The organism is Phyllobacterium sp. YR620, from assembly GCF_900104165.1.
GTDB classification, from domain to species: domain Bacteria; phylum Pseudomonadota; class Alphaproteobacteria; order Rhizobiales; family Rhizobiaceae; genus Phyllobacterium; species Phyllobacterium pellucidum.
In genome coordinates this window covers 318,759-342,080 of record NZ_FNJP01000004.1, presented here as the reverse complement: position 1 = coordinate 342,080, position 23,322 = coordinate 318,759, and the positions used below count along the sequence as shown (strand labels likewise).

27 protein-coding genes are annotated in these 23,322 nt (G+C 59.0%); 11 read left to right on the top strand and 16 right to left on the bottom strand.

The features are described 5' to 3' along the window. Positions 1 to 42 precede the first annotated feature (42 nt). From BLR72_RS15845 to BLR72_RS15815, 7 genes are all read right to left on the bottom strand, one after another. Complete coding sequence (locus tag BLR72_RS15845; RefSeq protein ID WP_091950142.1) at positions 43 to 1,290, bottom strand: phage major capsid protein; 1,248 nt, start codon at positions 1,288 to 1,290, stop codon at positions 43 to 45. A gap of 14 nt (positions 1,291 to 1,304) precedes the next feature. Continuing rightward, positions 1,305 to 1,877 (bottom strand): HK97 family phage prohead protease, encoded by a 573-nt coding sequence (locus tag BLR72_RS15840; RefSeq protein WP_036813238.1) that lies wholly within the window; start codon positions 1,875 to 1,877, stop codon positions 1,305 to 1,307. Beyond that, positions 1,867 to 2,235, bottom strand: coding sequence for a DUF6107 family protein (locus tag BLR72_RS15835; RefSeq protein ID WP_091919270.1), 369 nt, complete (start codon positions 2,233 to 2,235; stop codon positions 1,867 to 1,869). Before BLR72_RS15835 ends, BLR72_RS15840 begins: the two co-directional genes overlap by 11 nt. A gap of 2 nt (positions 2,236 to 2,237) precedes the next feature. Continuing rightward, complete coding sequence (locus BLR72_RS15830; protein WP_091950140.1) at positions 2,238 to 3,407, bottom strand: phage portal protein; 1,170 nt, start codon at positions 3,405 to 3,407, stop codon at positions 2,238 to 2,240. Positions 3,408 to 3,453: 46 nt separating this feature from the next. Then, the gene (locus BLR72_RS15825) at positions 3,454 to 4,668 is read right to left on the bottom strand and encodes a DNA-packaging protein (protein WP_091950138.1); all 1,215 of its coding nucleotides are present in this window, start codon (positions 4,666 to 4,668) and stop codon (positions 3,454 to 3,456) included. Next, positions 4,628 to 5,161, bottom strand: a complete 534-nt coding sequence (locus BLR72_RS15820) for a hypothetical protein (RefSeq protein WP_091950136.1) — start codon at positions 5,159 to 5,161, stop codon at positions 4,628 to 4,630. Before BLR72_RS15820 ends, BLR72_RS15825 begins: the two co-directional genes overlap by 41 nt. Positions 5,162 to 5,315: 154 nt before the next feature. Continuing rightward, positions 5,316 to 5,945: a LysE family translocator gene (locus BLR72_RS15815; RefSeq protein WP_091950134.1), complete on the bottom strand. Its 630-nt coding sequence runs from the start codon at positions 5,943 to 5,945 to the stop codon at positions 5,316 to 5,318. Between the two features lie 276 nt (positions 5,946 to 6,221). Between BLR72_RS15815 and BLR72_RS15810 the strand changes: the two genes are divergently transcribed. From BLR72_RS15810 to BLR72_RS15800, 3 genes are read left to right on the top strand one after another with little or no spacing between them, the layout of a single operon-like run. Further along, positions 6,222 to 8,375, top strand: a complete 2,154-nt coding sequence (locus BLR72_RS15810) for a transglycosylase domain-containing protein (protein ID WP_091950132.1) — start codon at positions 6,222 to 6,224, stop codon at positions 8,373 to 8,375. Between the two features lie 37 nt (positions 8,376 to 8,412). Then, entirely contained in the window at positions 8,413 to 8,997 is a 585-nt protein-coding gene (locus BLR72_RS15805) for a DUF1214 domain-containing protein (protein WP_027229964.1), read from the top strand. After that, positions 8,990 to 9,535 (top strand): DUF1254 domain-containing protein, encoded by a 546-nt coding sequence (locus BLR72_RS15800; RefSeq protein WP_091950130.1) that lies wholly within the window; start codon positions 8,990 to 8,992, stop codon positions 9,533 to 9,535. Before BLR72_RS15805 ends, BLR72_RS15800 begins: the two co-directional genes overlap by 8 nt. A gap of 14 nt (positions 9,536 to 9,549) precedes the next feature. Here the strand turns inward: BLR72_RS15800 and BLR72_RS15795 are convergent, their stop codons facing one another. After that, positions 9,550 to 9,744, bottom strand: a complete 195-nt coding sequence (locus BLR72_RS15795; protein WP_091950128.1) for a hypothetical protein — start codon at positions 9,742 to 9,744, stop codon at positions 9,550 to 9,552. Between the two features lie 171 nt (positions 9,745 to 9,915). On the opposite strand from BLR72_RS15795, the gene BLR72_RS15790 reads away from it, so the two are divergent. Continuing rightward, positions 9,916 to 10,869: a hypothetical protein gene (locus BLR72_RS15790; protein ID WP_091950127.1), complete on the top strand. Its 954-nt coding sequence runs from the start codon at positions 9,916 to 9,918 to the stop codon at positions 10,867 to 10,869. A gap of 30 nt (positions 10,870 to 10,899) precedes the next feature. Here BLR72_RS15790 and BLR72_RS15785 read toward each other — a convergent pair whose 3' ends face one another. Genes BLR72_RS15785 through BLR72_RS15775 form a run of 3 tightly spaced genes read right to left on the bottom strand, consistent with a single transcriptional unit; the run spans position 10,900 to position 13,922 of the window. Next, on the bottom strand, positions 10,900 to 11,247 hold the full coding sequence (locus BLR72_RS15785) for a DUF1491 family protein (protein ID WP_091950125.1): 348 nt from the start codon (positions 11,245 to 11,247) through the stop codon (positions 10,900 to 10,902). 13 nt (positions 11,248 to 11,260) lie between these two features. Further along, positions 11,261 to 12,133, bottom strand: a complete 873-nt coding sequence (locus BLR72_RS15780) for a peptidoglycan-binding domain-containing protein (RefSeq protein ID WP_091950123.1) — start codon at positions 12,131 to 12,133, stop codon at positions 11,261 to 11,263. Further along, entirely contained in the window at positions 12,108 to 13,922 is a 1,815-nt protein-coding gene (locus tag BLR72_RS15775; protein WP_091950121.1) for a sensor histidine kinase, read from the bottom strand. The genes BLR72_RS15780 and BLR72_RS15775 overlap by 26 nt, the downstream gene beginning before the upstream one ends. Before the next feature lie 374 nt (positions 13,923 to 14,296). Here BLR72_RS15775 and BLR72_RS15770 point away from each other — a divergent pair, with 374 nt between their 5' ends. Further along, positions 14,297 to 14,764, top strand: coding sequence for a DUF5330 domain-containing protein (locus tag BLR72_RS15770; protein WP_091950119.1), 468 nt, complete (start codon positions 14,297 to 14,299; stop codon positions 14,762 to 14,764). Positions 14,765 to 14,991: 227 nt separating this feature from the next. Next, positions 14,992 to 15,417 (top strand): SufE family protein, encoded by a 426-nt coding sequence (locus BLR72_RS15765; RefSeq protein WP_091919298.1) that lies wholly within the window; start codon positions 14,992 to 14,994, stop codon positions 15,415 to 15,417. Positions 15,418 to 15,420: 3 nt separating this feature from the next. Here the strand turns inward: BLR72_RS15765 and BLR72_RS15760 are convergent, their stop codons facing one another. Next, positions 15,421 to 16,212: a DUF6456 domain-containing protein gene (locus BLR72_RS15760; RefSeq protein ID WP_091950118.1), complete on the bottom strand. Its 792-nt coding sequence runs from the start codon at positions 16,210 to 16,212 to the stop codon at positions 15,421 to 15,423. Next, positions 16,212 to 16,664: a helix-turn-helix domain-containing protein gene (locus tag BLR72_RS15755; protein ID WP_091950116.1), complete on the bottom strand. Its 453-nt coding sequence runs from the start codon at positions 16,662 to 16,664 to the stop codon at positions 16,212 to 16,214. The genes BLR72_RS15760 and BLR72_RS15755 overlap by 1 nt, the downstream gene beginning before the upstream one ends. 205 nt (positions 16,665 to 16,869) lie before the next feature. On the opposite strand from BLR72_RS15755, the gene BLR72_RS15750 reads away from it, so the two are divergent. Continuing rightward, complete coding sequence (locus tag BLR72_RS15750) at positions 16,870 to 17,178, top strand: cytoplasmic protein (protein WP_091950298.1); 309 nt, start codon at positions 16,870 to 16,872, stop codon at positions 17,176 to 17,178. Positions 17,179 to 17,237: 59 nt separating this feature from the next. Here the strand turns inward: BLR72_RS15750 and BLR72_RS15745 are convergent, their stop codons facing one another. Next, a complete protein-coding gene (locus tag BLR72_RS15745; protein WP_027229976.1) occupies positions 17,238 to 17,675 on the bottom strand; it encodes a Ros/MucR family transcriptional regulator in 438 nt (145 codons plus the stop codon). 398 nt (positions 17,676 to 18,073) lie between these two features. Here BLR72_RS15745 and msrB point away from each other — a divergent pair, with 398 nt between their 5' ends. The 3 genes from msrB (at position 18,074) to BLR72_RS15730 (ending at position 21,118) form a co-directional block, all read left to right on the top strand. Beyond that, the gene (gene msrB / locus BLR72_RS15740; RefSeq protein WP_091950114.1) at positions 18,074 to 18,478 is read left to right on the top strand and encodes a peptide-methionine (R)-S-oxide reductase MsrB; all 405 of its coding nucleotides are present in this window, start codon (positions 18,074 to 18,076) and stop codon (positions 18,476 to 18,478) included. Between the two features lie 87 nt (positions 18,479 to 18,565). Further along, entirely contained in the window at positions 18,566 to 20,671 is a 2,106-nt protein-coding gene (locus BLR72_RS15735) for a S9 family peptidase (RefSeq protein WP_091950112.1), read from the top strand. A gap of 111 nt (positions 20,672 to 20,782) precedes the next feature. Continuing rightward, on the top strand, positions 20,783 to 21,118 hold the full coding sequence (locus BLR72_RS15730) for a hypothetical protein (protein ID WP_027229979.1): 336 nt from the start codon (positions 20,783 to 20,785) through the stop codon (positions 21,116 to 21,118). Positions 21,119 to 21,128: 10 nt separating this feature from the next. Here the strand turns inward: BLR72_RS15730 and BLR72_RS15725 are convergent, their stop codons facing one another. Continuing rightward, on the bottom strand, positions 21,129 to 22,061 hold the full coding sequence (locus BLR72_RS15725) for a cytochrome c (RefSeq protein ID WP_091950110.1): 933 nt from the start codon (positions 22,059 to 22,061) through the stop codon (positions 21,129 to 21,131). 10 nt (positions 22,062 to 22,071) lie between these two features. Continuing rightward, on the bottom strand, positions 22,072 to 22,524 hold the full coding sequence (locus tag BLR72_RS15720; RefSeq protein ID WP_091950108.1) for a c-type cytochrome: 453 nt from the start codon (positions 22,522 to 22,524) through the stop codon (positions 22,072 to 22,074). 157 nt (positions 22,525 to 22,681) lie between these two features. Here BLR72_RS15720 and BLR72_RS22295 point away from each other — a divergent pair, with 157 nt between their 5' ends. After that, a complete protein-coding gene (locus tag BLR72_RS22295; protein WP_139202539.1) occupies positions 22,682 to 22,960 on the top strand; it encodes a hypothetical protein in 279 nt (92 codons plus the stop codon). Positions 22,961 to 23,322: the final 362 nt, after the last annotated feature.

Here is a 23,322-nt window from a genome sequence, read left to right as displayed (position 1 = left end):
GCACCCTTCCGCGCGGGAAGAGTGCCGCCGTGCCGGGGTTCCTTATGAGGCCGCGAACTTCAGCAGCTTGATCGCTGCAAAATCCTGAACCCCGCCGCCGACGCGCTTGGTCGTATAGAAAAGCACGTAGGGCTTGGCTGAGTAAGGATCGCGGAGAACACGCACGCCCATGCGATCCACGACCAGATAACCGCGCGCGAAATCGCCAAAGGCGATGGCAAAGCCGCTGCTGGAGATATCCGGCATGTCCTCGGCCTCAGTCAAACCAAAGCCGAGCAGAGACGCCTGCTGGCCCGGTGCGGCAGGCGGTACCCAGAGATAGTTGCCGTCATTATCCTTGAGCTTGCGCACTTCCGCTTGCGTCTTGCGGTTCATCACCCAATTCGCATTCTGGCGATAGCCGGCCTTTATCGAATAGATCGTATCGAGAAGAATGTCGGAGGCGGCAGTTGCCGGAAACTTCGCGGCGACGCCAGTCGCGAGGAAGCCGATCTTGCCCCAGGCCCAGGCATTTTCCGCCACCGTGTCGTAGTTCAGAAACCCGCGCGGCTTGTTGACGCCGTCGCCGGAGACAAATGCCTTGCCCTCCTGCTCGGCAAAGGCGGTTTCCACCTCCGCCGAGATCCACTGTTCGACGTCGACCGCGCCATCGTCAAGCAGCGATGCAGTCGCCGCCGGCATGGCGTAGAGTTCCATGGTCGGGAACTGCAGTTCTGCCAGCTTGGAGGCATCGGTCTGCGGCCTCGCATCGGTTTCGCCAACCCAGCCTACTGCCGGCCCCTTGATCGAGAAAGGCTTCTTCAGCAGCGAGCTCGAAACCTGCCGCACCGAGGCAAGGTTGCGGATTGGCGAGATTGCGGCCAGCCGTGTGCCGATCTCGCGTTCCATCTCCGGGGGCACTAGGTAGCCACCATCGGTGGCGGAGCCGATCGACAGCGCCTTGGCTTCGATCGGGCGCAGACCGCTTTCGTCGCCGCGCCGGACATAGTTGTCAAAAGCCGTCTTGTGCTCGAGCGAGACCAGAGGGGCAAAACCACCATCGAGGTGGGGCCGTGCCCGCTTCAGCAGCATGTGGTCGATGACCCGCTTTTGCTCGTCAAGCGCGTCATTGATGCGGTCGAGCTTCTCATTCGTCAGCACGTCCGTGCCGCCCCGGCGCTCTATTTCCGCAAGCCGGTACTCGTTGGTGCTTTTATACTCGTCGAACGAGCGCATGAACGCATCGAAGGAATCGTCCACACTGCTCGCGTTTTTCGTCTCAAGATCAGGCATTGATGTCTGTTGCGTCATCGTTTTTCCTTTGGTCATTGAAATGGCGTTGCGGCTCTGATGTATCTGGCAGCGGCACGAAGCTTGGCCGAGAGGCGCTCCGCTTCGGTATGAGCCTGCCGGGCGAGGCTCTTCACCTGCCCGACGCGGGCCGAGGGCAGCATCGGGAATGTCACCACCGAGATCTCCCAGAGGTCGGCTTCCTGGATATGGCGGATGCCGGCCCTGCCGGATCTGGCGCGCACCGTTCGAAATCCGATGGAAAGGCCATCGATCGCCCCCGTTCGCATCAGTTCGAGGATTTCCCCGGCACGGGCGACTCCCTTGGTCAGCCGGCCCTCTACATAAAGACCGCGGCTGTCTTCCCTTATCTCGGTCCATACCCCTATCGGCTGGTTGGGATCATGCTGCCAGAGCATGCGGATGCCGAGCGCGCCGCGTTCGCGTACGGATTTGGCAAAGGCGCCGGGTTCTATGGCGTCCTTGCCTAGATCGACCTCGCCAAAGAGGCTGGCGTAACCGGAGAAGCTGCCATCGGGCGTAACCTTTTCGATGGAAAGCCCGGCAAATTTCTTCTCGATCACTGGAGATATCGCTTTAGCGCGCATCCGCGATATCCTTTTTGTTTCCATTGCTTGCGTGACAATGCGGAGTTTTCGATTCACCCGTGCGGGCGGCAAGCCGCGCAAACAGGCCGAGCGCCGTCCAGGCCGCGAGACTTGCGGCCGTTGCGCCCATCAGCATCAGTTCGCCGTCACCGAGCTGACCGCGAATATCGAGCTCCACCGCGATCTTGACGCCTGCGGCACCGCCGAAAGCGAGCCCGCAGACAATACCGACGATAAAGCGGATCGCAGCTTCGCTCTTGTCCTTCGGCAACATGTAGGCAAGCGAAACAGCCGATCCTGCTACGGCGCCGACCGCTTTCGCCGCGAGTATCCAGGCGGCGTCCGACCAATGTGTCATAGTCAATCTCCCGAAGTTTTCTGCGTGTAGCCGACAGCCTCGCGCTTTTCCTCGTCGCTGAGGAACGGCGCCGCCGCGATGCGCTGCCAGAGGGCGTCGCGCTCCTGCGCCAATCCGTCGACGCGGTCGAGATCAGGTTCGAGCCTGAATTTGCCGCCATAGGCGGGGCCGAGCCAATTGCTGAAAGCCTTCGCCGTTCGCACCACCAGCGGGATAACGCTGAGGCGATAGAATGCGCGGTTGGCTTCCGCATAATTGGCGTAGGTGTTGTCGCCCGGAATGCCCAGCAACATCGGCGGGATGCCGAAGGCGAGCGCTATGTCGCGGCTTGCCGTATTCTTGGCGGCGACAAAGTCCATGTCGCGTGGCGACAGACCCATCGACTTCCAGTCGAGTCCGCCCTCAAGCAGGAGCGGGCGCCCCGCCTTGGCGGCGCCCGTATAACCTTCTTCAAGCTCGGCCTTCAGTCGGTCGAACTGCTCTTCGCTAAGGTGGCTCTTTTCGCCGGGCGCATAGACAAGGGCGCCCGACGGGCACGCCGAGTTATCGAGCAACGCCTTGTTCCAGGTCGCAGAAGCATTGTGGATGTCGAGCGCCATCGACGCCGCTTCGAGCGGCGCAAAGCCGTAATGATCGTCAAGCGGGTGGAACAGCTTCAAATGCAGGCTGCGGCCTTCGCCGAGCGGAACCGTCCGCTTCTGCAAGCCGGCGCTATAGGTGAGCGCCGTCGGCCAGCCGCGATCGTCCGCGACGATACGCACGCGGTCGGGTCTGAGAAGATAGAGTTCGCTCGCGCCGCTGCCGCTCTCCACCCGCTCCACATAGGCATTGCCCGACAGAAGGAGGTGACCATAGAGCTCTTCGAAAAAGCTCGACCCATCCATCCCGCGATGCGGATCGGCGAGAAGCTGGAGGGCGGGATGGTGGCTGTCTTCAGCATGGCTTTCATAGAGCAGCCAGGGGATCGAACTTGCAGCTTCGGCGAGATGGCGTACGCAGCGATAGACGACAGCGTTGCGCATGAAGCCTTGTCGCGACAGTCCGCAATAGCCGCTCTGCGACCAACGCGCTTCGCGCTCGAGCTGCAGTGCCACCAGGCCCGGCGCGGATTTACGCTGGAGATGCGGGTTCTCGTTCGCGGCGCCGCGGCGCCACGGCCATTGAATTGCCATTTGACTATTGCTCTCCGTCTGACGGATTGAATTGAGGCAGTCGCCGTTAGGCCACGACGCGCACGCGCGGACTGCCGTCGCGGCGACGAAACAAATCGCCCAGCGCCCAGACAAGGGCGTCCACACGATCGGGCGAACGTCCGCTCGATAGACCGGAGGCGGTGAAATCGCACATCTCGTCCTCCAATTGCCGGAACCGCCCGGCGTGACGCACCCTGCCCTGTTCGTAGAGCGCGGCGATCGGTTCGGCGCGCAAAGCCTTGCCGCGATTGGCCCGTACGGAACGGACCGGCACCGCTGCATCCTCGGCTGCGATAACCGCCGCGACCATATCGCCACCCTGGTTGACCTCGGCGATGATGAGGTCCGCTTCAAGCCGGTGAAAGAGTGCAATTGCCCGCCTCGCCCACTCGTGCGGCTTGGCCGGGGCAAGGCTCGCATCGGCCAGTACCCAGGCGATACCCGCGCCATCGAGCCCTGCGGCGACGATCCCGCATGCGTCCGACTTCTTGGTCGCGCTTGCCGGCGGATCGATAGCCACAACGATGCGCTTCAGATCCGGCACATCAGGACAGTGGATCTTCTCCAGCAATGGGCGCGACCACAGGGCGTCGGGGTTGTCCTCGATCAGTTCACCATCAAGTTCCTGTCGGCCGAGACGCGTTCCGCCATAGAGTTCGCTGACATGATCGATAAAGCCCGGGGCGAGGTTCGCCGCATTCTCTTCGGTTCGCATGCGCCAGACCGGAATTGCCGGATCGGCGATCATGTCTTTCAGGAGCGGCAAAGGACGCGGCGTCGTCGTAATAACCTGACGCGGCTTCGTTCCGAGCCGCAATCCGAATTGCAGCATGTCCCAGGTCTCCTGCAGATTGCGCCATTTCGCCAGTTCATCGCACCAGGCGGCGTCGAATTGCGGGCCGCGCAGGCTATCCGGATCCTCCGAGGAGAACATCGAGGCCGTCGCGCCATTAGCCCAGAGAAGCCGGCGGCGGCTTGCTTCGAAGCGCGGACGCTCGGCCCGCGACACCGCCATGATCCCCGAAGGTCCGTCGATCATGATTTCGCGCACGTCGGCAAGGGTTTCGCCGACAAGTGCGATATTGCCGGATTTGACCGTGGAAAAGGGCGGAAGTGCGTGAACCATGCCGTTGACCCATTCCGCGCCCATCCGCGTCTTGCCGGAGCCGCGCCCGCCGAAGATCAGCCATGCGTGCCATTCACCGCGTGGCGGCTGTTGTGCATCGCGCCCCTGGATCATCCATTCCCGGACCGCCGCTCTCGACTCCCGTTCGTTCAGATTGAATCTGGACCAATTCTCTTGCCCGCATTTCCGCAAGTTCATCGATCCTCTCGTCAATGCGCGTCAGGACGTTGCGCAATTCGTCGGTGCTGAGGCCGCCAACGGCTTCGAGCCTGACGGCCGCAAATCGTTCCTGGAGATCGCCCACCTTTTCGATGGTGCGGGTGAGCAACGCCAGCGTGTCGAGTTTGGTCTTGCTGAGGCTGTCTTCCTCAAGCGCAGTCAGCGCTTCCACCTCTTTTTGCAAGAGGTTCATGATCTTCTCGGCGAGCCGCAATTGCCGGCTCTTTTGTTCGAACCCTCCGCCGGACAACCCATGGCGCTTCAGGGCGCGCAGGAACTGCGCTTCGTCCTCCCCGAACAACGGTGCGATCTCGGCTGATGAAATGCCATAGTCACGGCAGAGCGCAACTGCGCTCCGCCGCCGCATGACGGACGAGGAAGAAGCCATGAATGTCCTGAGAGATCGCTTTGCGAACCGTCAACGATCGCAGGGCTGGGCTGCCCTGCGGGGCACTGAAGTCACATTTCCGACGATGACCAGAACCTACAGCACGACCGTTACGCAGTCAAGGACTATTTTCCTATATATGAATTTTTTCTCTCTAGGCCGCTTTGTGCCAACCCAGAGCCAGCATACCAGCGCCAATCATCAGCGATCCGCCGGAGCGATTGACGATGCGCTGCACCTTGGGTTTGCGGATCGTGTGGCGGGCCATGGATGCCATCAGCGCATATGTGCCGGCGTTGAGCGTTGCCAAAACCAGGAATGTCGTCTCGAAGATGACCATCTGGCCGAGCACGGGACGCGACAGGTCGAGGAACTGCGGCAGGAACGCAACGAAGAAGATGATGCTCTTCGGGTTAAGGGCGGTGACGACATAGGCATGAAGAAAGACCGGCAGCGCCTTCTCTTCCTTGACCGCAGCATCGCCGCCATCAGGATTGGCAACCGGCGCTCGCCAGAGCTTGATGCCGAGATAAATCAGATAGGCTGCGCCCACCCATTTGAGGACGGTGAAGATCGTTGCGGAGGCGGCAAGCAGGGCGCCAAGGCCGAGCATTGAAGCTGTCATCGCGGTAAAATCGCCAAGCGCGACGCCGGCAACCGTTGCCACGGCAAAGCGGCGGCCATGGCCGAGTGCGTAAGAGATGACAAGAAGGATGGTGGGCCCGGGAATGGCCAGGAGAATTGCAGATGCCGCAACGAATGCGAGCCAATGTTCAATCGACATGCGTACCATCCTCGAGTGAAGAATGGCATCAATCCACCGGTGGCTACCAATTGCAAGCGCAATTTGCAGGCTTGCGCTTCGGCAACACTCCTCGATCAAATCAACTTGCGCGGCTCGTCGCGTCTTGTGGCCTTAGTCATAAAAGCGGTATTCTTTAGTCTAAGAAGCCACCATATAATCTCTGCAAAACAGCCGTCCTAAGAAGCTGTTAAATGTAATCCGCTACACCATGTCCAATCAGGGTGGACGTGCCAAGCGTAGGGCAGGCAAGAACTCATGGAAGAGCCCAGGCCAGGCAAAGAACGGAAGCGATTCAAGGTCTCGCCGCTGCTGGGCCTTGACGCCTGGATCGATTCAACCCTTTACGAATTGCGTTTTCGCCTCGTCGAGTTCTGGGAAGATACGACGATTTTCTTTCGCCGGTTCCATGTCACCGGCTGGCGTCGCGTCATCATCGAATTGCTGGGCGAAGGCTTTACCTGGGGCACCGCGGGGTCGGTCGTCATGCTGACGCTTGCCATTCCCGCCTTTCACGAAACCGAGAAAAACTGGCGCACGCGCGACGACTTTGCGGTGACGTTTCTCGACCGCTATGGCAATGAGATCGGCCAGCGCGGTATTCTCCATCGCAGCGCCGTTCCTATCGATGAATTGCCGGATCACGTCATCAAAGCGGTCCTAGCCACCGAGGACCGGCGTTTTTTCGATCATTTCGGCATTGATTTCCTCGGCCTGTCGCGCGCCATGACAGAAAACCTGCGCGCCAATTCCGTGGTGCAGGGCGGCTCGACGATCACCCAGCAGCTTGCCAAGAACCTTTTCCTGACCAACGAACGCAGCCTCGACCGCAAGATCAAGGAAGCTTTTCTTGCCCTTTGGCTGGAATCAAACCTCACCAAGAAGGAAATCCTCCAGACCTATCTGGACCGCGCCTATATGGGCGGTGGCACCTTTGGCATCGCGGCCGCGTCGCAGTTCTACTTCGGCAAGAGCATCAAGGACGTCAATCTTGCGGAAGCGGCGATGCTGGCCGGCCTCTTCAAGGCACCCGCCAAATATGCACCGCACGTAAACCTGCCAGCCGCCCGCGCCCGCGCCAATGTCGTGCTGACGAACCTTGTCCAGGGTGGGCTGATGACGGAAGGCCAGGTGGTAGGCGCCCGCCGCAATCCGGCGACCGTCGTCGATCGCGGCCGGTCCGAAAGTCCGGACTATTTCCTCGACTGGACTTTCGATGAAGTCCGCAAGGTCGCCCAGAAGTTGCCGACACATACGCTCGTCGTGCGGACGACGATCGATATGGGCATCCAGAAAGCGGCCGAAGAGTCAGCCGAGTATCACCTTCGCCAGTACGGCAAGGAATATAACGTCACGCAAGCGGCCATCGTCGTTCTTGAAAACAATGGCGCTGTGCGGGCAATCGTCGGCGGACGCGACTACGGCGAAAGCCAGTTCAACCGCGCGACTGCGGCGCAGCGTCAGGCGGGATCGTCGTTCAAGCCATATGTCTATGCCGCCGCGATGGAAAAGGGCATGACACCGAAGACGCTGGTGTCCGGCGGCGCCGTCTCCTGGGGCAACTGGTCGCCGCAGAATTATTCGCGGCAATATCTCGGCAAGATCGACCTGACGACGGCGCTGGTCAAATCCATCAATACGGTGCCCGTCCGGCTTGCCAAGGATTATCTGACGACCGCGCCCATCGTTGCACTCGCCAAGGCAATGGGGGTCGAATCGCCGATCAGTTCGCACAAGACCATGGTCCTCGGCACATCCGGCATGACGGTTCTCGACCAGGCGACCGGCTACAACGTTTTTGCCACCGGCGGCATTGCCGGGATGCGCCACCCCTTTACGCAAATCCTCAGCCAGAATGGCGACGTGCTTTGGGACTGGAAGAAGGATGGCGAGAAACCGCACCGCGTTCTTTCCGAGACGGCCAACAACAATATGAACATTATGCTGGCTCAGGTGCCGGAATGGGGCACCGGTCGGCGTGCGGCGCTATCCATGACGCGCGTTGCCGGCAAGACAGGCACGACGCAGAGCTATCGCGACGCCTGGTTCGTCGGATTTACCGGCAACTACACGGCAGCCGTATGGTTCGGGAACGATAATTTCACGCCGACCAAGGAACTCACGGGCGGCATCCTTCCTGCAATGACCTGGCAGCGCTTCATGAACTACGCGCATCAGAACATCGAACTCAAGGCCATACCAGGGATTGACCCGACCATGCCGAAACAGGAGAAGGTCGCCGAGGCCAAGCAAAAGGCTGCCGACGATGACTCCGATGCCCTGACCGCCATCGAACGGCCGCGGGTCCTTTCAGGGGCGACCGCTACGGCCGTGCGCGAGATCGGACAGGCCCTGAAAGCCGCCCCGCAATTGAAACTGCCGGTCCCGCCCGAAAAGGTCTCGGTGCTTTGATTGCGTCCCCGAGCACGCCCGTGTAGTCATCGTCTTCATGCTTCGCAATGTTCTCCTTGCCCTCCTTGCGCTTGTGATTGCCGTCGGCGGCGGAACGCTGAGCGCATGGTATGCGGTGAGCCGTTTCGACGGCTTCGGTTCGCTCGCCATCGGACAATGGACAGCGCATCCCGATGCAGGCACGCCCCTCTCCGATCCCTATGCGAAAGCGCGGGCGGCGCGCGAAGGCGCCTTTCCGCTGGGCGGCACCGAGGGCCTCGTCTTCTACGCCTATAGCGACAATGAGGGCAAAACGCTGGATCGGCGCTGCACGTACAAGGTGGAAGGAAATACGCCAAACACCCGTTTCTGGACACTTTATGCAGCCGACCGCGCGCTGACCTCGCTCGAGCCAGGCAAGGACAAACTCCCCGCGCTGCACTCGCGGCAGATATTTCGCAATGATGATGGCGGTTTCAGCATCAGCGTTTCGCCGACGGCGCAGCCGGGCAACTGGCTGGCCACAAGCGGCGGCGGACGCATGGTGCTCGTCATGACGCTCTATGACACTCCGATCGCCGGCAATTCCGGTCTGGTCAATATGGCATTCCCGACGGTTACGAGGATCGGGTGCGATGGCTAGATTTCTTCGTGCAATCCTGTTTGGCCTTGTCGGCGCCGCCATCATCCACCTCGTGGTGGTGCTGCTGGTGCCCTATTACTCCGACCGCAACAGCTGGTCCCGGGTCGCCGCCTATGGCGACGATTGGCAGTTCCATCGCGTCACCCGCGACGGAGCGCCGGGGATGGTTCCCCTCGCCTTCGATCCGCTGTTCCAGGCATCCGTCTGCCGCTTCGACATCACGGATCTGCCCGCGCACATTACCGGCCTTGGAACGACCCCTTACTGGTCGATTTCAGTCTACAACCGGCAAGGCGAAAACCTTTATTCGATCAACGACCGCACGGCGATCGCCGACCAGCTCGACCTTGTCGTGGCAACGCCCCTGCAAATGATCGAGCTCAACAAGACCAAGCCCGAGTCCGCCGAGAATTCAGTCCTGATCGAAGCCGATATGGATGAGGGTTTTGTGGTCGTGCGCAGTTTCGTACCGGACGCCTCCTGGCAGAGCCAGGTAACGGCGTTCCTTGACAGTGCGGCCTGTACGCCGCTGCTTTAGAGCGGTTGCGCCGACTACCCCGGCTGGGGCACCCGATCAAGGAACCTGCGATTTTGTTTCGGTTTGGCGCGCTTTGGCGGCTCAGGCGCATAGCGTTCGTAGCGCACGCCCGGAAAGATCGTGATTTCGGCCTGGTGGTGCCGATTTATCTCTGCGCTAGGCCGGCGCTTGCTGGTGGTGCTGCCTGGAAATGCGATGACAAATCCCATGACTCCATCCGTATCGGTCTCTGGTTGGTCTCCCTGGATACTCCGATGCCTACGCGCGCAAGAACTGCGCCATAATTTCATTAGACATACCGATGGTTAACGGCTTGCTAACGCTTGGCGGCTAATTTTAGCCATTGTTTAACCGCGTTGTGTTCCGAGTGGAGTGTGTTCGTGAAGTATCCTGAGTTTCGGGCGCTTGAAGACCGCAATGGCGGCAGCAAGGCTGACGATCTCCTCACCGCATCGATTACCGCTTTCTGCTGCGTCGCAAGGCCAGCACGGAGCGACGCACAGCAACTCGAAGACCTTGCCGTTCCCCTGCTCGCCCTCGCCTCGCCGCGCGTCCGGCGCCATGCGGCTGCCGCACTGTCAGAAATTCCGCACGCACCGAAGCGCCTGATCCTCGCACTTTCCGAGGACGATATCGATATCTCGGCATCGGTATTGCTGCGCTCGCCGCTGCTCACGCCAAAGGACCTCATCGACATCATAACCCACAAGGGGATCTCGCACGCCCGGGTCATAGCCCGCCGGCGATCGGATGATCCGCAACTTCTGGGTGTCCTGCGCAGCTTCAAGGATACGGCCATAGACAATGCGCTCGAGATCAAATCTCATTTCGACCTCGGCGACGATGCGCCCATTGCTGACGGTGCCCTCGCGCCAGAATCGCCGCGGCTGCGCGAAACCCGCGAAGCGCTGAAGGCTCTGATGCGTAATGCTGCCTTGTCCGATGAAGGCACGCTCGCCAACCACCTTGTCGATGCTGCACTGCTTGACGAGACGATGTCGTTCGAACGGGAGTTGGCCATCGCGCTTAACCTTGATGTCGAGACGGCACGAAAAATCATCGGCCACGGATTGAATGCCGAATTGACCATTGCTCTGGCGTCGCTTGGCCTTTCAGCGGAAGCCGCCCATCTGGTCCTTACCGGGCTCTTCGGTCTGGTGCACAAGGATCTGCGATCCCTGCGCCTGTTTATACAGTCTTATCGCCAGATAGACCGCGATAAGGCGCAGGTGACCGTCGATCGCTGGAAAACCGCTGAAAACTCGGAAAAGCTGCGGCAAAAGCTGCGCGAGATGGCCGAGGATTACGAAGACGGCAGACGCCGGGTGTCTTAGAGCGTTTCTATTAAGCGCCCTACCCCCAGATTACTCTGGAGAAATCGGGAAGAGTCCGGCGCGATCGTCGCGGTAGTCCTCAATCTCGACGACCCAAAGATCACGGTCCCAGCGCTTCTGCTTTTCGAGGTCGGCATCGGCTATTGTCTCTTCGACACCTTGCTTGACGGCGGAAAACAAACGCTCCTGCGGCTTCATTTCGTCATAGGCCATTTGCGGCGCCGGACCGAAGAGGTCATAGGTTCCGTCGGCATTGCGGAACTTGATGAAGATCGCACCAGCCTCGGCAGCGCCCTTGTTGGAGAGCGCCGCGAACGCACCACTATTATTGACGCGGCGCACGAGCGCCGAAACCCAGAACTCTGATGTAAGACGCATTTTTAGGCTCCAATCAGTTGATCAGGCCGATTTCCTGCATCTTGGCAAGCAGTTTCGTATCAGGCTCTCCCGTCACCGGAAGTCGGAACAGTTTCTGAAACTCGCTTACGGCAGCCTTGGTCGATGCGCCAACCTTGCCATCGATCTCCACCATATCATTGCCGAATGCACGCAGGCCCGCCTGCACGCGCACTATCTCGGCGGGGGAAAGGCCGCCGGCTGTGCTGCTCGCGGCGACATCCTGCGCGGGATTTGTCGATATTTTCTGGACGGTCGCTTCTTCGGTCTGGGCCGGCTTCTTAGCCGGAACCGCAATGCTCGCCGTCGTTTCGCTGGGCTTATCTACAGTTGCCTCGGTATCGATGCCGATTTCGGCGGCTGCCTTGCGATAGGCTTCGATAGCCGCCCGGGTACCCTTGCCGGAAATGCCATCAACCGTGCCGGTGTAGAGCCCAAGCGCCAGCAGCTTTTGCTGCAGCTTGGCAACCTCGGGATCGCCGCCGGGCGCCAGCACCGGATCGCCGTTGATGGCGGCGGCAATCGGATCCTGGCTCTGGGGAACCGGAACCGACGTCACCTTGCGGATGGGTGCATCCACTGGCTGATTTTCTGAGTTATCGGAAGCCTTGCCGAGCGGGTTCGCTTGCTGCTTGATCGGCTTGAAAACGAGCTCCGGCCTTGTGCGGAAGAACACGCCATCATGCACGTGCGGCTGATACCAGAGCGCATTGGCAGAGATGAAGCCGAGCGTCACCAGGAAGGCGGTCGTGCCACCGGCGATGGCCGGATTGCTCGCCACCAACCCGCCGGCGGCCAGCAGAACCATCGTTACCCGTCCGCGCTTCGGGGCGCGCCGCTTCTTAGGCCGATTTACGGGTTTCGGCATGGGAACCTCCCCTCATATCGCTATCAATCCTGAACTCGACCACGTTTGCCGCCTCATCCTCGATATGATCTTCCATTTGCGGACCTTCGAGCGGGATGCGCACGTCGACGACAGTGCCCTCGCCCGGAGTGCTCTTTATGTTGAGGCTGCCGCCGTGCAGGCCGACGAGGCCCTTGACGGTCGCAAGACCAAGACCGGTGCCTTCGTGTTTGCGCGTGTAATCGTTCTGAACCTGCCGGAAGGGCTGGCCCAGCGTCTTCAGATCAGCTTCCAGGATGCCGATCCCCGTGTCGCTGATGGAGAAAGCCAGCATTTCGTCTTCGATAAGCGCATCGATCGTAACCACGCCGCCGCTCTCGGTGAACTTGACAGCATTCGACACGAGATTGATCAGCACCTGATTGATGGCACGCCGGTCTGCAACCACAGTCCCGACACGCGGGCTTACACGGTCGCACAAAGTCACGCCCTTCTGCGCGGCCTGGTGCGCCATCATGTCATGGACCATCGTCACGGCATCCTTGAAGGCGAAACGCTCGGTGACAATGGGATAGGTCCCGGCTTCGATTTTCGAAACGTCGAGGATGGCATTCACCACCGAAAGGAGATGTGTTCCCGAACGGTGCACCAGTTCGACATATTCGCGCTGGCGCGAATCCGGCAGCTTGCCGCAGATTTCCTGAAGCAGCAGGTCAGAGAAGCCGATGATCGAATTCAGCGGCGTGCGCAATTCGTGGCTGACCGAAGAAAGAAACCGGCTTTTGGCGATTTCAGCGGTTTCAACCTCGCGGCGCGCATGGGCAAGTGCGTTCCTGTCGGCAACGGCCTGGGCGATATCCGTAGCAACCACGAGGAAACCCGTGCCTTCGCTGTGCGGAACCGCGCGCAGATGGTGCGTGGCAAAGCGGATGGTATGTGCATGCTTCGACGTTTCGCCGGCTGCGACGCTGCGCAGCTTTATATCGGCGGTGGCGACGGGCGCCCCTCCCTTCAGATCCGCGAGGAAATTTGCGTACTGCACACGGTCCGAAACGTGCACTCTCTCCATCAAAGCTGTGCCGATGAGCAGGTTGCGCGCAATGCCGAACTGTTCCTGCGCCCGGGGCGAAAGGCACTCGATCGTTCCATCCGTCGCAAGCCTGATCACTACACCTTCGATGACGCTTTCGAGATCGGCGATGCGATCGTCGCGGCGTGCCGACCGTGCATGGCGGGAAAGCGCAATGCCCGTCCGGGCCAGCAGGATGCCCATATAGCCAAGCGATGCGAGAAGGACAGGTGCAGAAAGGGCCACCAAACCGCCGTTCTCGAATGCCACAATCGAAAGGACAACAAGGACCGTTCCGGCAGTGCAGCCGGCCACTCCCAGCGCAGTCCTGGATTTATGGACGAACCATGTCTCGAGCGGGATCGCTGCCGTCATCAGCCACAAGAGCAGGCTGGCCGATCCTGCGCTGACGCTGATGGCGGCAATCGCCGCGCCGTACACAAGTAACGCAGCCGCGCCGACAGTCGCGCTCTTTCGCGAAATCGACAGTGCGCCGCAGAAGATCATCGGCAATGCCAGAACCCCGACAACGAGGCTCACAATAACTGCACCATCATTTGTCAAAGGGTGAGTTGTCAGCATGGCCATCGCCAGCAGCAATGGCATCGCAAACATGCTGCCGGCGATGCGTGCGTCGCGTGCTCGTTCCGCCGCGTCCACGACGGATGCATTTACCCAGCGCTTGCAGAGACGATCATAGGTCTCGACAATACTGGATCGAATGACGGAATGAATCGGCACCAGCTTTTTCCTGCTTTCCGCACGTTCCGGCCTAAGCCGGATGAAATGCGGTCATTTTCCGAATGTCGCTTGCAACATTCTTGTCGGCGTTAACTTTTGCAGACGAGGCTTTAAGGAAAGGATAAAGCGGGCCATGCCCCGACCGGTTGTGGCCCGTTTCGAGCGATTGTGGCGGGCATGGTAAATGAAGGGTTGCCCTTGGCCGCCGCGCTTCCTTTCGAATCGTAAGTATGCAGTTCCGCTTCGAAGAATTCTTAATCCTTCGTTTCTATGATCGCTCAAATTCGGAGGTTTGCCGCAACGAGTTCTTGCCGGTTGTGTGGCAGGCTTATCCCATAAAACGCCACCACTAGGGATCGGGCAAAGGAAAAGGAATGGGTTTCCTGATCAGATTTGCGATCAAGTTCTGCTTCTGGATGATGCTGGTATCGCTGTTCATTCCGCCGGCGAAGGACGAGCACGGCGGAAACCAGCCTGGTCCGCTCGAAGCTTTCACGGCTGCACGGGAAGCCATTGTTGACCTTGGTGATTTCTGCAACCGCAAGCCGCAGGCCTGCGAGACAGGTAAAGCCGCCTTCGCCAATGCCGGCGAACGCGCTGGCGACGTTGCCAAGGCAGGTTACGACTATCTCGACACACAACTCGGCAAGGACGTGCCGCGCCCGGACGCCGCGGTCGCCGCAGCTCATGGCGACGCAAAGCCCGTTGCAGGCGCCGATGCCATCAAGGCGAAATTGCGCGAACTCGCGTTGCGTGAATTAATCGAAGCCGCTGACCGCCAGAGCGAAGCGTCAACCAGCGTCGACAAAAAGACGCAGACCGGTACAGTCGTCCGAAACTAGCCGGCGTGGCGAGGCCAATGCTTCATCCATCCGACGAAACTGAGGCTCGATGGATTTAGGGCAAACTCACCCGAGCTTTCAGGGATTCCGGCTGGCGCACAACCACCTTCCGCGTGGATTGTCTCGCCATCCGAGAAGCAGAACTGTTTTTATCTAGGCAAGACGTGCTCTAATCCCGTGACGTTTGCCGCCAGGTTGCCTATATGTGCCTTGAAAGGATCCAAGGCATGGCACAGACAATCGACGACATTATTGCTGATTTCGATTTTCTCGATGATTGGGAAGATCGCTATCGCTATGTCATCGATCTCGGGCGTGACTTGAAGCCCTATCCCGACTCCGCCCGCGATGCTGCCCACAAGGTGAGAGGATGCGTCAGCCAGGTTTGGCTGAAAAGCTCCCTGAATGGTGATGTAGATCCTGTCATTGATTTTCTCGGCGATTCAGATGCTCATATCGTTCGCGGCCTCGTCGCCATCATGATGGTGCTCTATTCGGGCAAGCGCGCATCGGAGATCATGGCGATCGATCCCGACGCCATCTTGAAAAAGCTTGGGCTCGACGAGCATCTCACGCCGCAGCGGTCGAATGGCCTGCGCGCCATGATCGGCCGGATCCGCAGCGAAGCGCAGGCTGCCCTCGCCGCGGCGTAATCTTCAAAGTGCCGGCCGATAATCTTCTGTTCCCCAGTGAATGATGCGCTGGCTCCGCGGTGACGGCATTGCCGGATGATAGTGACGGTCAAGCGCAGCAAGCGCCGTTCGTAAAATCAGCTTTGCCGAACGGACGGGCCACTGCCGTTCCCGTTCGACAAGCTCCAGCCCCTTCAAGAAGCAACAGACGTCAACCAGGACGCCGGAAAGCTCCGGCCCCACCGCTTCCAATGCGCGCTCGACACGCTGGCGGGCAGCAAGCGCCGCATCGGTGATGTCGAGGACGCCGTTTGAACGCGAGGCGCTGCCCGTAACGTCCCAATTTGCTCCAATCGAGGGCATCAGATTGCCAATCGTGTAGTCCGCGCGCAGCCGTTCGCCCGCCTTGAACGCTTCGTCGTTGATAAAGGGCGTTCCGCCGGCATCTTTGCGCTTGCGGAGCGTGGCAAGGGGCGATTCACTCTGGTTGCTGCGTACCTGGGATGTGCCATGTCGGTCAGCGAGGACCACCGTCGTCACTTCGCGATGCTGGCCGGCGAAAGGATCGTCCGATAACGCGACCCGGCGCAAATGTGCTTTGCCGGCTTCGCTAAGTGAAAGTTCCGTCCCGCGCAGTGTCGCGCTGCCGTTGCTTAGTGCCGATTTGACTGCGGCATGCTCGACCGAAATCGCGCCGTGCTCGCGACTTTCCAACATCACCCGCCCACTTCCGGCTTGATCGACGAGGAAACCCGGGCCTTTAGCCAGAAAGCGCAACAGGCGCAACTCGCGGGTCTTATCGTTTGCTGCGCGCATCAGCGCACCGTCCCGTCGCGCATGAATGCGACCTTCACGATGTTCTCGATCGTCTGGACAATATGGTCAAACTCCAGCTCCTCGCGCATATCCTCGATAAGATGGCACGCGTGGTTCACCGTGCTCCGGTCGCGGCCGAAGGCGCGCCCTACCTCGCTCATTGTCAGAGCAAGCGTCACATGCGCGACATACATGCCGATCTGCCGAACCCTTGCCACCGGGCGCTCGCAGCGTGAATGTGAGCGCAGTTCGCGGCCGCTCACATTGAAGAACGTCGAAAGAATATCGATGAGGCCATCGCAAACCTGGAGCAGCCGCTCGTCGAGCGGCGCTTCCTCGTCGATGGACACAAGCTCCGGTACCTTCGGTTTACCGCGCCTTGGCCGAAGCGAGTGGATCATCGCCTTGGCCTCAGGGGCGGAACGGATCAGATTGAGCAAACTCGAAGACATCCTGGCTCCAATTTCTAATAGGAATATCTTCTTATATTGGACCCTTCAAGTGCGTGGATAAGTTTTCCTGACAGCCTATCTTAAGGATCTGTACTTACATCGTATTTTTGCCTTCAATCTCCAAAAACGAGGACATAAATCCTACACCCAGCGTCATCGCGCATACTCGTTTGATCCACAACATAGGGGACAAAGCGTGTCGGCGATCGATTGGAACAGGCAGAAAATTGCATTTCTAAAATCGCAGGAGCAAGAGACAAGCGATGCTCGCCAGCGACTTGCGCTGCAAATTCTTTGTGGCGAGGATCTGGGTACGGTTCTATTGCTTGACGCGGCGAAGAAGGAACATCTGTGCAAGCGGCTGAAGCGGCTGATCGAACGCGAACGCCTCAAGGGCGCCGCAGGCCACTGGAGTTATGACCTCAACCGCCATATTGGCCTGAAGCAGGCGCTTGAAACGCTCAAAGTATCGCTTTCCGGCAGCGAGCCGGAGAAACAGATCCGCACCGCTTGAATGCAAAAACGGCGCCCTGCGGCGCCGTCCCGTCTGCGTGGCATATGCCCGTTGCTCGATCAGGCAGCCTTCTTGCGCTTGCGACCGAGGCCCATGTTCTTGGCCAGGCGCGAACGCGCAGCAGCATAATTCGGAGCGACCATCGGATAGGACGGGTCCAGATCCCACTTTTCGCGATACTGTTCCGGCGTAAGGCTGTAGTGGGTCATCAGGTGACGCTTCAACGACTTGAACTTCTTGCCGTCTTCGAGGCAGACGATGTAGTCGTCCGCAACGGACTTCTTCGGGTTGATGGCCGGCTTCGGCTTTTCCTGAACAGCAACGACTGTTTCGACGCTGCCCCCAACTCGGCCGAGCGCAGCATGAACGTCGGCGATGAGAGTAGGTAAGTCACCGGCTGGCACCGAATTGTTGCTGACATAGGCAGCAACCAGTTCGGCAGTGAGTTCAAGCAGGACGTCGCCGGCAGTTGTGTTTGAATTGTCGAACGTGGTCATCTAAGTCCAATTCCTTCGTCTATTTTTTTATCTCGGTAGGAAGATTAAAATCACCAATATAAAGTCGAGAACACGCGAGGTCTCCAACGCCTTTGATGACACTCTATTGCGGAGCGCATTTTATTTGTCAAATCAATACTTCGTTCAAAAAAGAAATATTTCAAATAATCCCGTGAATAGAGATTAACAGGACGCAAACGACGATGGACGCAAGAAAGCCAGGGCCCGGCCACAGGTGCGACAACACTTCGGGAATGCTGACAGCGATTTGCGGCATACCACTAAGACAAAAAATGGCAAAAATGAGGAACAACGATCCGCATCCCAAGCATTCTATAATAACAGATATTGCCGATTCTAGTGTTCATGCCTACATCTGGCGTAAAAAGGAACCCTCAATGACCACAAGAACATTCAAGGTCGTCAAGTCCGACGCACAATGGCGTGAACAGTTGACACCCGAACAATACCAGATCACGCGACATCACGGGACGGAACGTGCTTTTTCCAGTCCGAACTTCGACAGCAAGTTGAAGGGGACCTACAAGTGCGTCTGTTGTGACCGGCCGCTCTACCGCTCCGAGACAAAGTATGACTCGGGCACAGGTTGGCCGAGCTTCTACGCGCCCATCGAGCCTGAGGCTGTTTTTGCTGTCGAGGACCGTTCCTACGGCATGCTGCGCACGGAGATAAAATGCTCGGACTGCGACGCCCATCTCGGCCACGCTTTTCCCGATGGGCCACCGCCAACGGGCGTGCGCTATTGCATGAACGGCAATGCGCTCGTCTTCGATGAGGATTGACGCCGCGCCGGCGTTTCTTGCACATAGTTTCTGAATGTGTATTTCGCCCGCGGGACGCTTCCCGCTGGTAACCATGAAAGTTTTTAGATGACCAACGCTTCGCGCTTCCCCGCTCTTGCTGCACCTCAATCCGAAAAAAGGCCCGTCTCCGACACACGCCACGGGATTACCCGCGTCGATGACTATGGTTGGATGCGGGCCGAGAACTGGCAGGACGTTTTTCGCGATACCGCTACGCTTGATCCGGCAATTCGCCAGCATCTCGAAGCGGAAAACGCCTATCAGACAGCGCTGATGGAAGATACCAAACCGCTTCAGCAGCGGCTCTTCGACGAGATGAAAGGCCGGATCAAGGAAGACGATTCGTCAGTACCTTCGAAAGATGGTGCTTATGCATATGGCACGTCCTATAAGGTTGGTGGCCAACAGCCGCGGTTTTTCCGCACGCCGCGCGATGGCGGCGATGAGACCATGCTGCTCGACGGCGATCTCGAAGGCGAAGGCAAGCCGTATTTCCGTCTCGCGTCAGCCGATCACTCGCCCGATCACAACAAGATGATCTGGGGGTACGACGACAAGGGCTCCGAGTTCTTCACGCTGAAGGTACGCGACCTGGCAAGGCTTCAGGACCAGACGGACAGCGTGAGCGACACGACTGGCGGCGGTGTATGGAATGCACAGTCCAATGGCTTTTACTATACGCGGGTCGATGCCAATCACCGGCCATCGCGTCTCTACTATCATGAACTCGGCCAACCTGAGAGCGAGGACCGCCTCATTTATGAGGAAAAGGATCCAGGCTTCTTCCTCGGCGTCGGCGGCAGCTCGCTGAACGACTTCATCTTCGTCGATATTCACGATCACCAGACGTCAGAAATATGGCTGATCCCCGCCAACGACGCGACCGCCGAGCCAAGACTCGTTGCAGGGCGCGAGCCCGGCGTCGAATATGGTCTCACCGAAGGCGGCGACGTGTTTTACATCCTCACCAATGATGAGGGCGCCAAGGATTTCAAGATCATGAGCGCTCCGTTGGACGCGCCCGAAAAGTCGAATTGGACCGAAGTGGTCGCGCACAAATCCGGACGTCTTCTCCTTGGTCATTCCGCCTATTCCAGCCATCTCGTTTGGCTTGAACGCGAGAACGGTCTGCCGCGTATTCTCATTCGCGATCGCAAGAGCGGCGAAGAGCACGCCATCGCCTTTGACGAGGAAGCCTATGCGCTTGGTCTCGAGGGAAGCGCCGAGTACGACACCGACGTCATCCGCTTCTCCTATTCGTCAATGACCACGCCAACCCAGGTCTATGACTACAACATGCGTACCCGCGAGCGCACCTTGCTGAAGACGCAGGAAGTACCCTCCGGGCACAATCCTGAGGATTATGTGACGCGTCGTTTGCTGGCCCCTGCCCCCGACGGCGAGCTTGTACCTGTCTCGATCGTCTATCATCGCGACACCAGGATCGATGGCACAGCACCGTGCCTGCTCTATGGTTATGGGTCCTATGGGATCAGCATACCGGCGAGCTTTAACACCAATTGCCTCTCGCTTGCCGACCGCGGATTTATCTACGCGGTTGCGCATGTTCGCGGCGGCAAGGACAAGGGCTATGACTGGTATGAGAACGGCAAGCGGCTCAACAAGAAAAACACCTTTACCGATTTCATTGCCGCTGCACGGCACCTCGTAGCCGAAGGGTACACGAGCCACGACCGCATCGTCGCGCAGGGCGGTTCCGCCGGCGGCCTGCTGATGGGCGCCATCGCCAACATGGCGCCGGATACATTCGGCGGCATCATCGCCGAGGTGCCATTCGTCGACGTAATCAACACCATGCTCGACGATACGCTGCCGCTGACGCCGCCCGAGTGGACGGAATGGGGAAATCCGATCACTTCGGCCACCGACTATGAATACATGGCCTCCTATTCGCCCTACGACAACGTTGAAGCCAAGGCCTACCCGCCAATTCTGGCCGTCGCTGGCCTGACTGATCCGCGCGTTACCTATTGGGAACCGGCGAAGTGGGTGGCCAAACTTCGTGAACTCAAGACCGACGACAATCCGGTACTCTTCCGCATCAATATGGAAGCCGGGCATGCGGGGGCTTCTGGGCGTTTCTCACGTCTGGAAGAGGTGGCCTATGTGTACGCCTACGCGCTGAAGCTCGCCGGAAAAACACAAATGTGAACACCATCGCAGAAACTTCCGAGGGGCCCGTGCCGTTGCTCAATGAAACGACCGCGCAATGTTGCGGCAGATTGAGTATAACTGCTGTGTTGGCCACGGAGGTTTCTTGCAATGTTACAAAGCAGGCTCATGCTATTGGCTGCTATGGGGCTCGCCGCCCAGCCTTTTCTCGCCGTTGCCCACATTGATCGTGCGGCGGCCGTACTCAAGAATGTAAGCGAATATGCCGGGCGGCGATGCAATACGCCGCCGCGCGGCTCCGGCATCATCATCGGCTATTATTCAGGCACGACCGACAATCCGATCATCTCGTTTGGCGGCGATGAAGCGCCCGTCTTTGCGGTCCGTTGTTTCACTTCGTTACAGGAATGCCAGGGCTGGCTCTATACGATGCGCAGCAAATATAATGATGGCCCATCTGTTCTGATCCGCTGCGAACGGCGCTGATCGCTGGTATTCACTGTGGCGCCGGAGCCGGATAGCCATTCGCGTGCGGCGGCACTGCCTTCAAGTAGGCGGCGATTGCCTCACGATCGGACGCATCGATCTGGGCCATGTTCTGGACGACGTCGGCCATGGAACTTCCAAGCGAATCGAATTCCGGCGTAAAACCGCTCTCGAGGGCGTAAGCGATGTCCTTTTCCGACCAATCGCTTATGCCGCTTTCCCCGTCCGTAATGTTGGGGACGACGCCCTTGCCTTCTGCGGCCTTTGCCCCCGCAAGCCACCTGCCTTTGTCGAGCCCGCCTATGGCGTTGCGCGGTGTGTGACACTCGCCGCAATGTCCGGGACCCTCAACAAGATACTGGCCGCGCTTCACCGCATCCGTCGCCTCGGCAATGGCAAGGACGGGTTTCGGCGAAAGATAAAGCCGCTTCCAGAGCCCCAGGCCGCGCCGGACATTGAAGGGGAAGCCAAGTTTGTGCGGACCGGCAACATTGTCAGAGGGTGGCAAGGTCTTGAGGTAGGCGTAAAGATCGGCAACGTCCTGTGGCTGCATGCGCGCGTAGGACGTATAGGGGAACGCTGGGTAGAAATGCCGGCCATCGGGCGCAACACCGGCCATCATTGCATTGGCGAGGTCCTCGAACGACCAATCGCCGATACCCTGTTTTGAGGGGGATATATTCGGCGTCACGAAGGTCCCGAACGGGGTGACCAGGTTGACGCCGCCGGCCAGGACCAGCCGTGCATCGCCCTTTGAGCCCGGTGCTGCATGGCAAGAAGCACACCCGCCCTGCCAAAACACTTTTACACCGCGCTGAACATCGCCGGGTGCCACTGCGGCAAGTTGTGACGGATCAAGCCGGACGGGTGCCGTAAGATACCAGAAGCCCGCTCCAGCGATCACCGCGAGCAAGATGACGATGAGCGCGGCCCTGCGCATCATAGGTACGGTCTCAGTCTTTTTTGATACGGAATGCCTTATGGCAAGTGCCGCAATTCTCGGTCACCTGATTGAAGACGACCTTGAAGCTGTCGAGATCCTTTGGCTCGGCGGCAGCCGCCTTTGCGGCGTCGGCCTTGTACTTGCTCATGGCCGCTTCGAAACCAGCGCTGTCTTCCCAGATTTTCGGCGAGGCTGTTGTCTTGCCGCCCGTCTCGGAGCCTTTCGGGAATAGTGTCGCGATATCGATTTTCTGCGCATCCTCGTTCAGATGCTTCAGCGCGGTCATGACCAATTGGGCGTCAAAAGGCTTTTCGCCCTTGATGATCGGTGTGATGCTACCCACGGTCTTGCCCTGATCCTTCATCAGTGCCTGTCGGTCGGCGATCGGATCTGCATGCGCTGACATCGAAAAAACAGCGACGGCAAACAGCGGCGTCGCAGTCAAAGCGATCAGTCTATTCATGGGTGTCTCCCAACTCTTGTGGCTAAATATGGTTTGGCTTCAAGGGTTTCCGGTTGGCACTCTAGATCAAAGGCAGCAAAAATCACCCGTAGCGCTCGATCAACTTTTCGTTTGTTGAAAAAACCCCGGCACTTGGCCGGGGTTTGTGCGTCTCAGAGTGAAAAGTAGACGCCGGTACGATAGTAACGCCCGCGATTGTATCGCCGATCATCCCACCCGCGATAGTGCGGGCGATCCCAGCGGCGATGGTATGGACGATCCCAACGGCCATAGTGCCGACGGTCCCAACGGCGATCCCAGCGTCTATCCCACCGGCGATCCCAACGATGATGACGCCTTTCCCAACGATAGTGTCGGCGGTCCCAGCGATCATGGATCGGTTGAACATTCGGGTTTGGAATACCGGCACGTGTGGCATCGGCCGGCCGTTCAATAGCGACTGGCGCAGCGCTTGCGATTCCGGTCGCACCGACCGTTCCCAACGAAATAAGCGTGGCACATATGGCCGAAATCAATTTTCGCATCATTCCTCCAGTGAAAGCCGCTTCAGTTGGCTTCAGCGTGTTCAATGTAGAGCCTAAGACTTTAGGCAAAGCTCCTGAACGCTGGATGAATAACGAATGTGTCAGAGATTGGATCGATCCGCCGCGATCACTTATCGAGTCAATTTGCTCACATATGTGACATTGTCTCGGCCATGCCGCGCGCTCGACCCTGCTATGCCTGGGCGGCCACGCTTCCAATTGGGCGAATAGTAATTGACGACGTTCGAACGGTTACGAAGCGAACCTTGAGACG

Coding starts and splice junctions, on each gene's coding strand:
- BLR72_RS15845 (WP_091950142.1), bottom strand. CDS start 1,290: ATGACGCAACAGACATCAATGCCTGATCTTGAGACGAAAAACGCGAGC.
- BLR72_RS15840 (WP_036813238.1), bottom strand. CDS start 1,877: ATGCGCGCTAAAGCGATATCTCCAGTGATCGAGAAGAAATTTGCCGGG.
- BLR72_RS15835 (WP_091919270.1), bottom strand. CDS start 2,235: ATGACACATTGGTCGGACGCCGCCTGGATACTCGCGGCGAAAGCGGTC.
- BLR72_RS15830 (WP_091950140.1), bottom strand. CDS start 3,407: ATGGCAATTCAATGGCCGTGGCGCCGCGGCGCCGCGAACGAGAACCCG.
- BLR72_RS15825 (WP_091950138.1), bottom strand. CDS start 4,668: ATGATCCAGGGGCGCGATGCACAACAGCCGCCACGCGGTGAATGGCAC.
- BLR72_RS15820 (WP_091950136.1), bottom strand. CDS start 5,161: ATGGCTTCTTCCTCGTCCGTCATGCGGCGGCGGAGCGCAGTTGCGCTC.
- BLR72_RS15815 (WP_091950134.1), bottom strand. CDS start 5,945: ATGTCGATTGAACATTGGCTCGCATTCGTTGCGGCATCTGCAATTCTC.
- BLR72_RS15810 (WP_091950132.1), top strand. CDS start 6,222: ATGGAAGAGCCCAGGCCAGGCAAAGAACGGAAGCGATTCAAGGTCTCG.
- BLR72_RS15805 (WP_027229964.1), top strand. CDS start 8,413: ATGCTTCGCAATGTTCTCCTTGCCCTCCTTGCGCTTGTGATTGCCGTC.
- BLR72_RS15800 (WP_091950130.1), top strand. CDS start 8,990: ATGGCTAGATTTCTTCGTGCAATCCTGTTTGGCCTTGTCGGCGCCGCC.
- BLR72_RS15795 (WP_091950128.1), bottom strand. CDS start 9,744: ATGGGATTTGTCATCGCATTTCCAGGCAGCACCACCAGCAAGCGCCGG.
- BLR72_RS15785 (WP_091950125.1), bottom strand. CDS start 11,247: ATGCGTCTTACATCAGAGTTCTGGGTTTCGGCGCTCGTGCGCCGCGTC.
- BLR72_RS15780 (WP_091950123.1), bottom strand. CDS start 12,133: ATGCCGAAACCCGTAAATCGGCCTAAGAAGCGGCGCGCCCCGAAGCGC.
- BLR72_RS15770 (WP_091950119.1), top strand. CDS start 14,297: ATGGGTTTCCTGATCAGATTTGCGATCAAGTTCTGCTTCTGGATGATG.
- BLR72_RS15765 (WP_091919298.1), top strand. CDS start 14,992: ATGGCACAGACAATCGACGACATTATTGCTGATTTCGATTTTCTCGAT.
- BLR72_RS15760 (WP_091950118.1), bottom strand. CDS start 16,212: ATGCGCGCAGCAAACGATAAGACCCGCGAGTTGCGCCTGTTGCGCTTT.
- BLR72_RS15755 (WP_091950116.1), bottom strand. CDS start 16,664: ATGTCTTCGAGTTTGCTCAATCTGATCCGTTCCGCCCCTGAGGCCAAG.
- BLR72_RS15745 (WP_027229976.1), bottom strand. CDS start 17,675: ATGACCACGTTCGACAATTCAAACACAACTGCCGGCGACGTCCTGCTT.
- msrB (WP_091950114.1), top strand. CDS start 18,074: ATGACCACAAGAACATTCAAGGTCGTCAAGTCCGACGCACAATGGCGT.
- BLR72_RS15735 (WP_091950112.1), top strand. CDS start 18,566: ATGACCAACGCTTCGCGCTTCCCCGCTCTTGCTGCACCTCAATCCGAA.
- BLR72_RS15730 (WP_027229979.1), top strand. CDS start 20,783: ATGTTACAAAGCAGGCTCATGCTATTGGCTGCTATGGGGCTCGCCGCC.
- BLR72_RS15725 (WP_091950110.1), bottom strand. CDS start 22,061: ATGATGCGCAGGGCCGCGCTCATCGTCATCTTGCTCGCGGTGATCGCT.
- BLR72_RS15720 (WP_091950108.1), bottom strand. CDS start 22,524: ATGAATAGACTGATCGCTTTGACTGCGACGCCGCTGTTTGCCGTCGCT.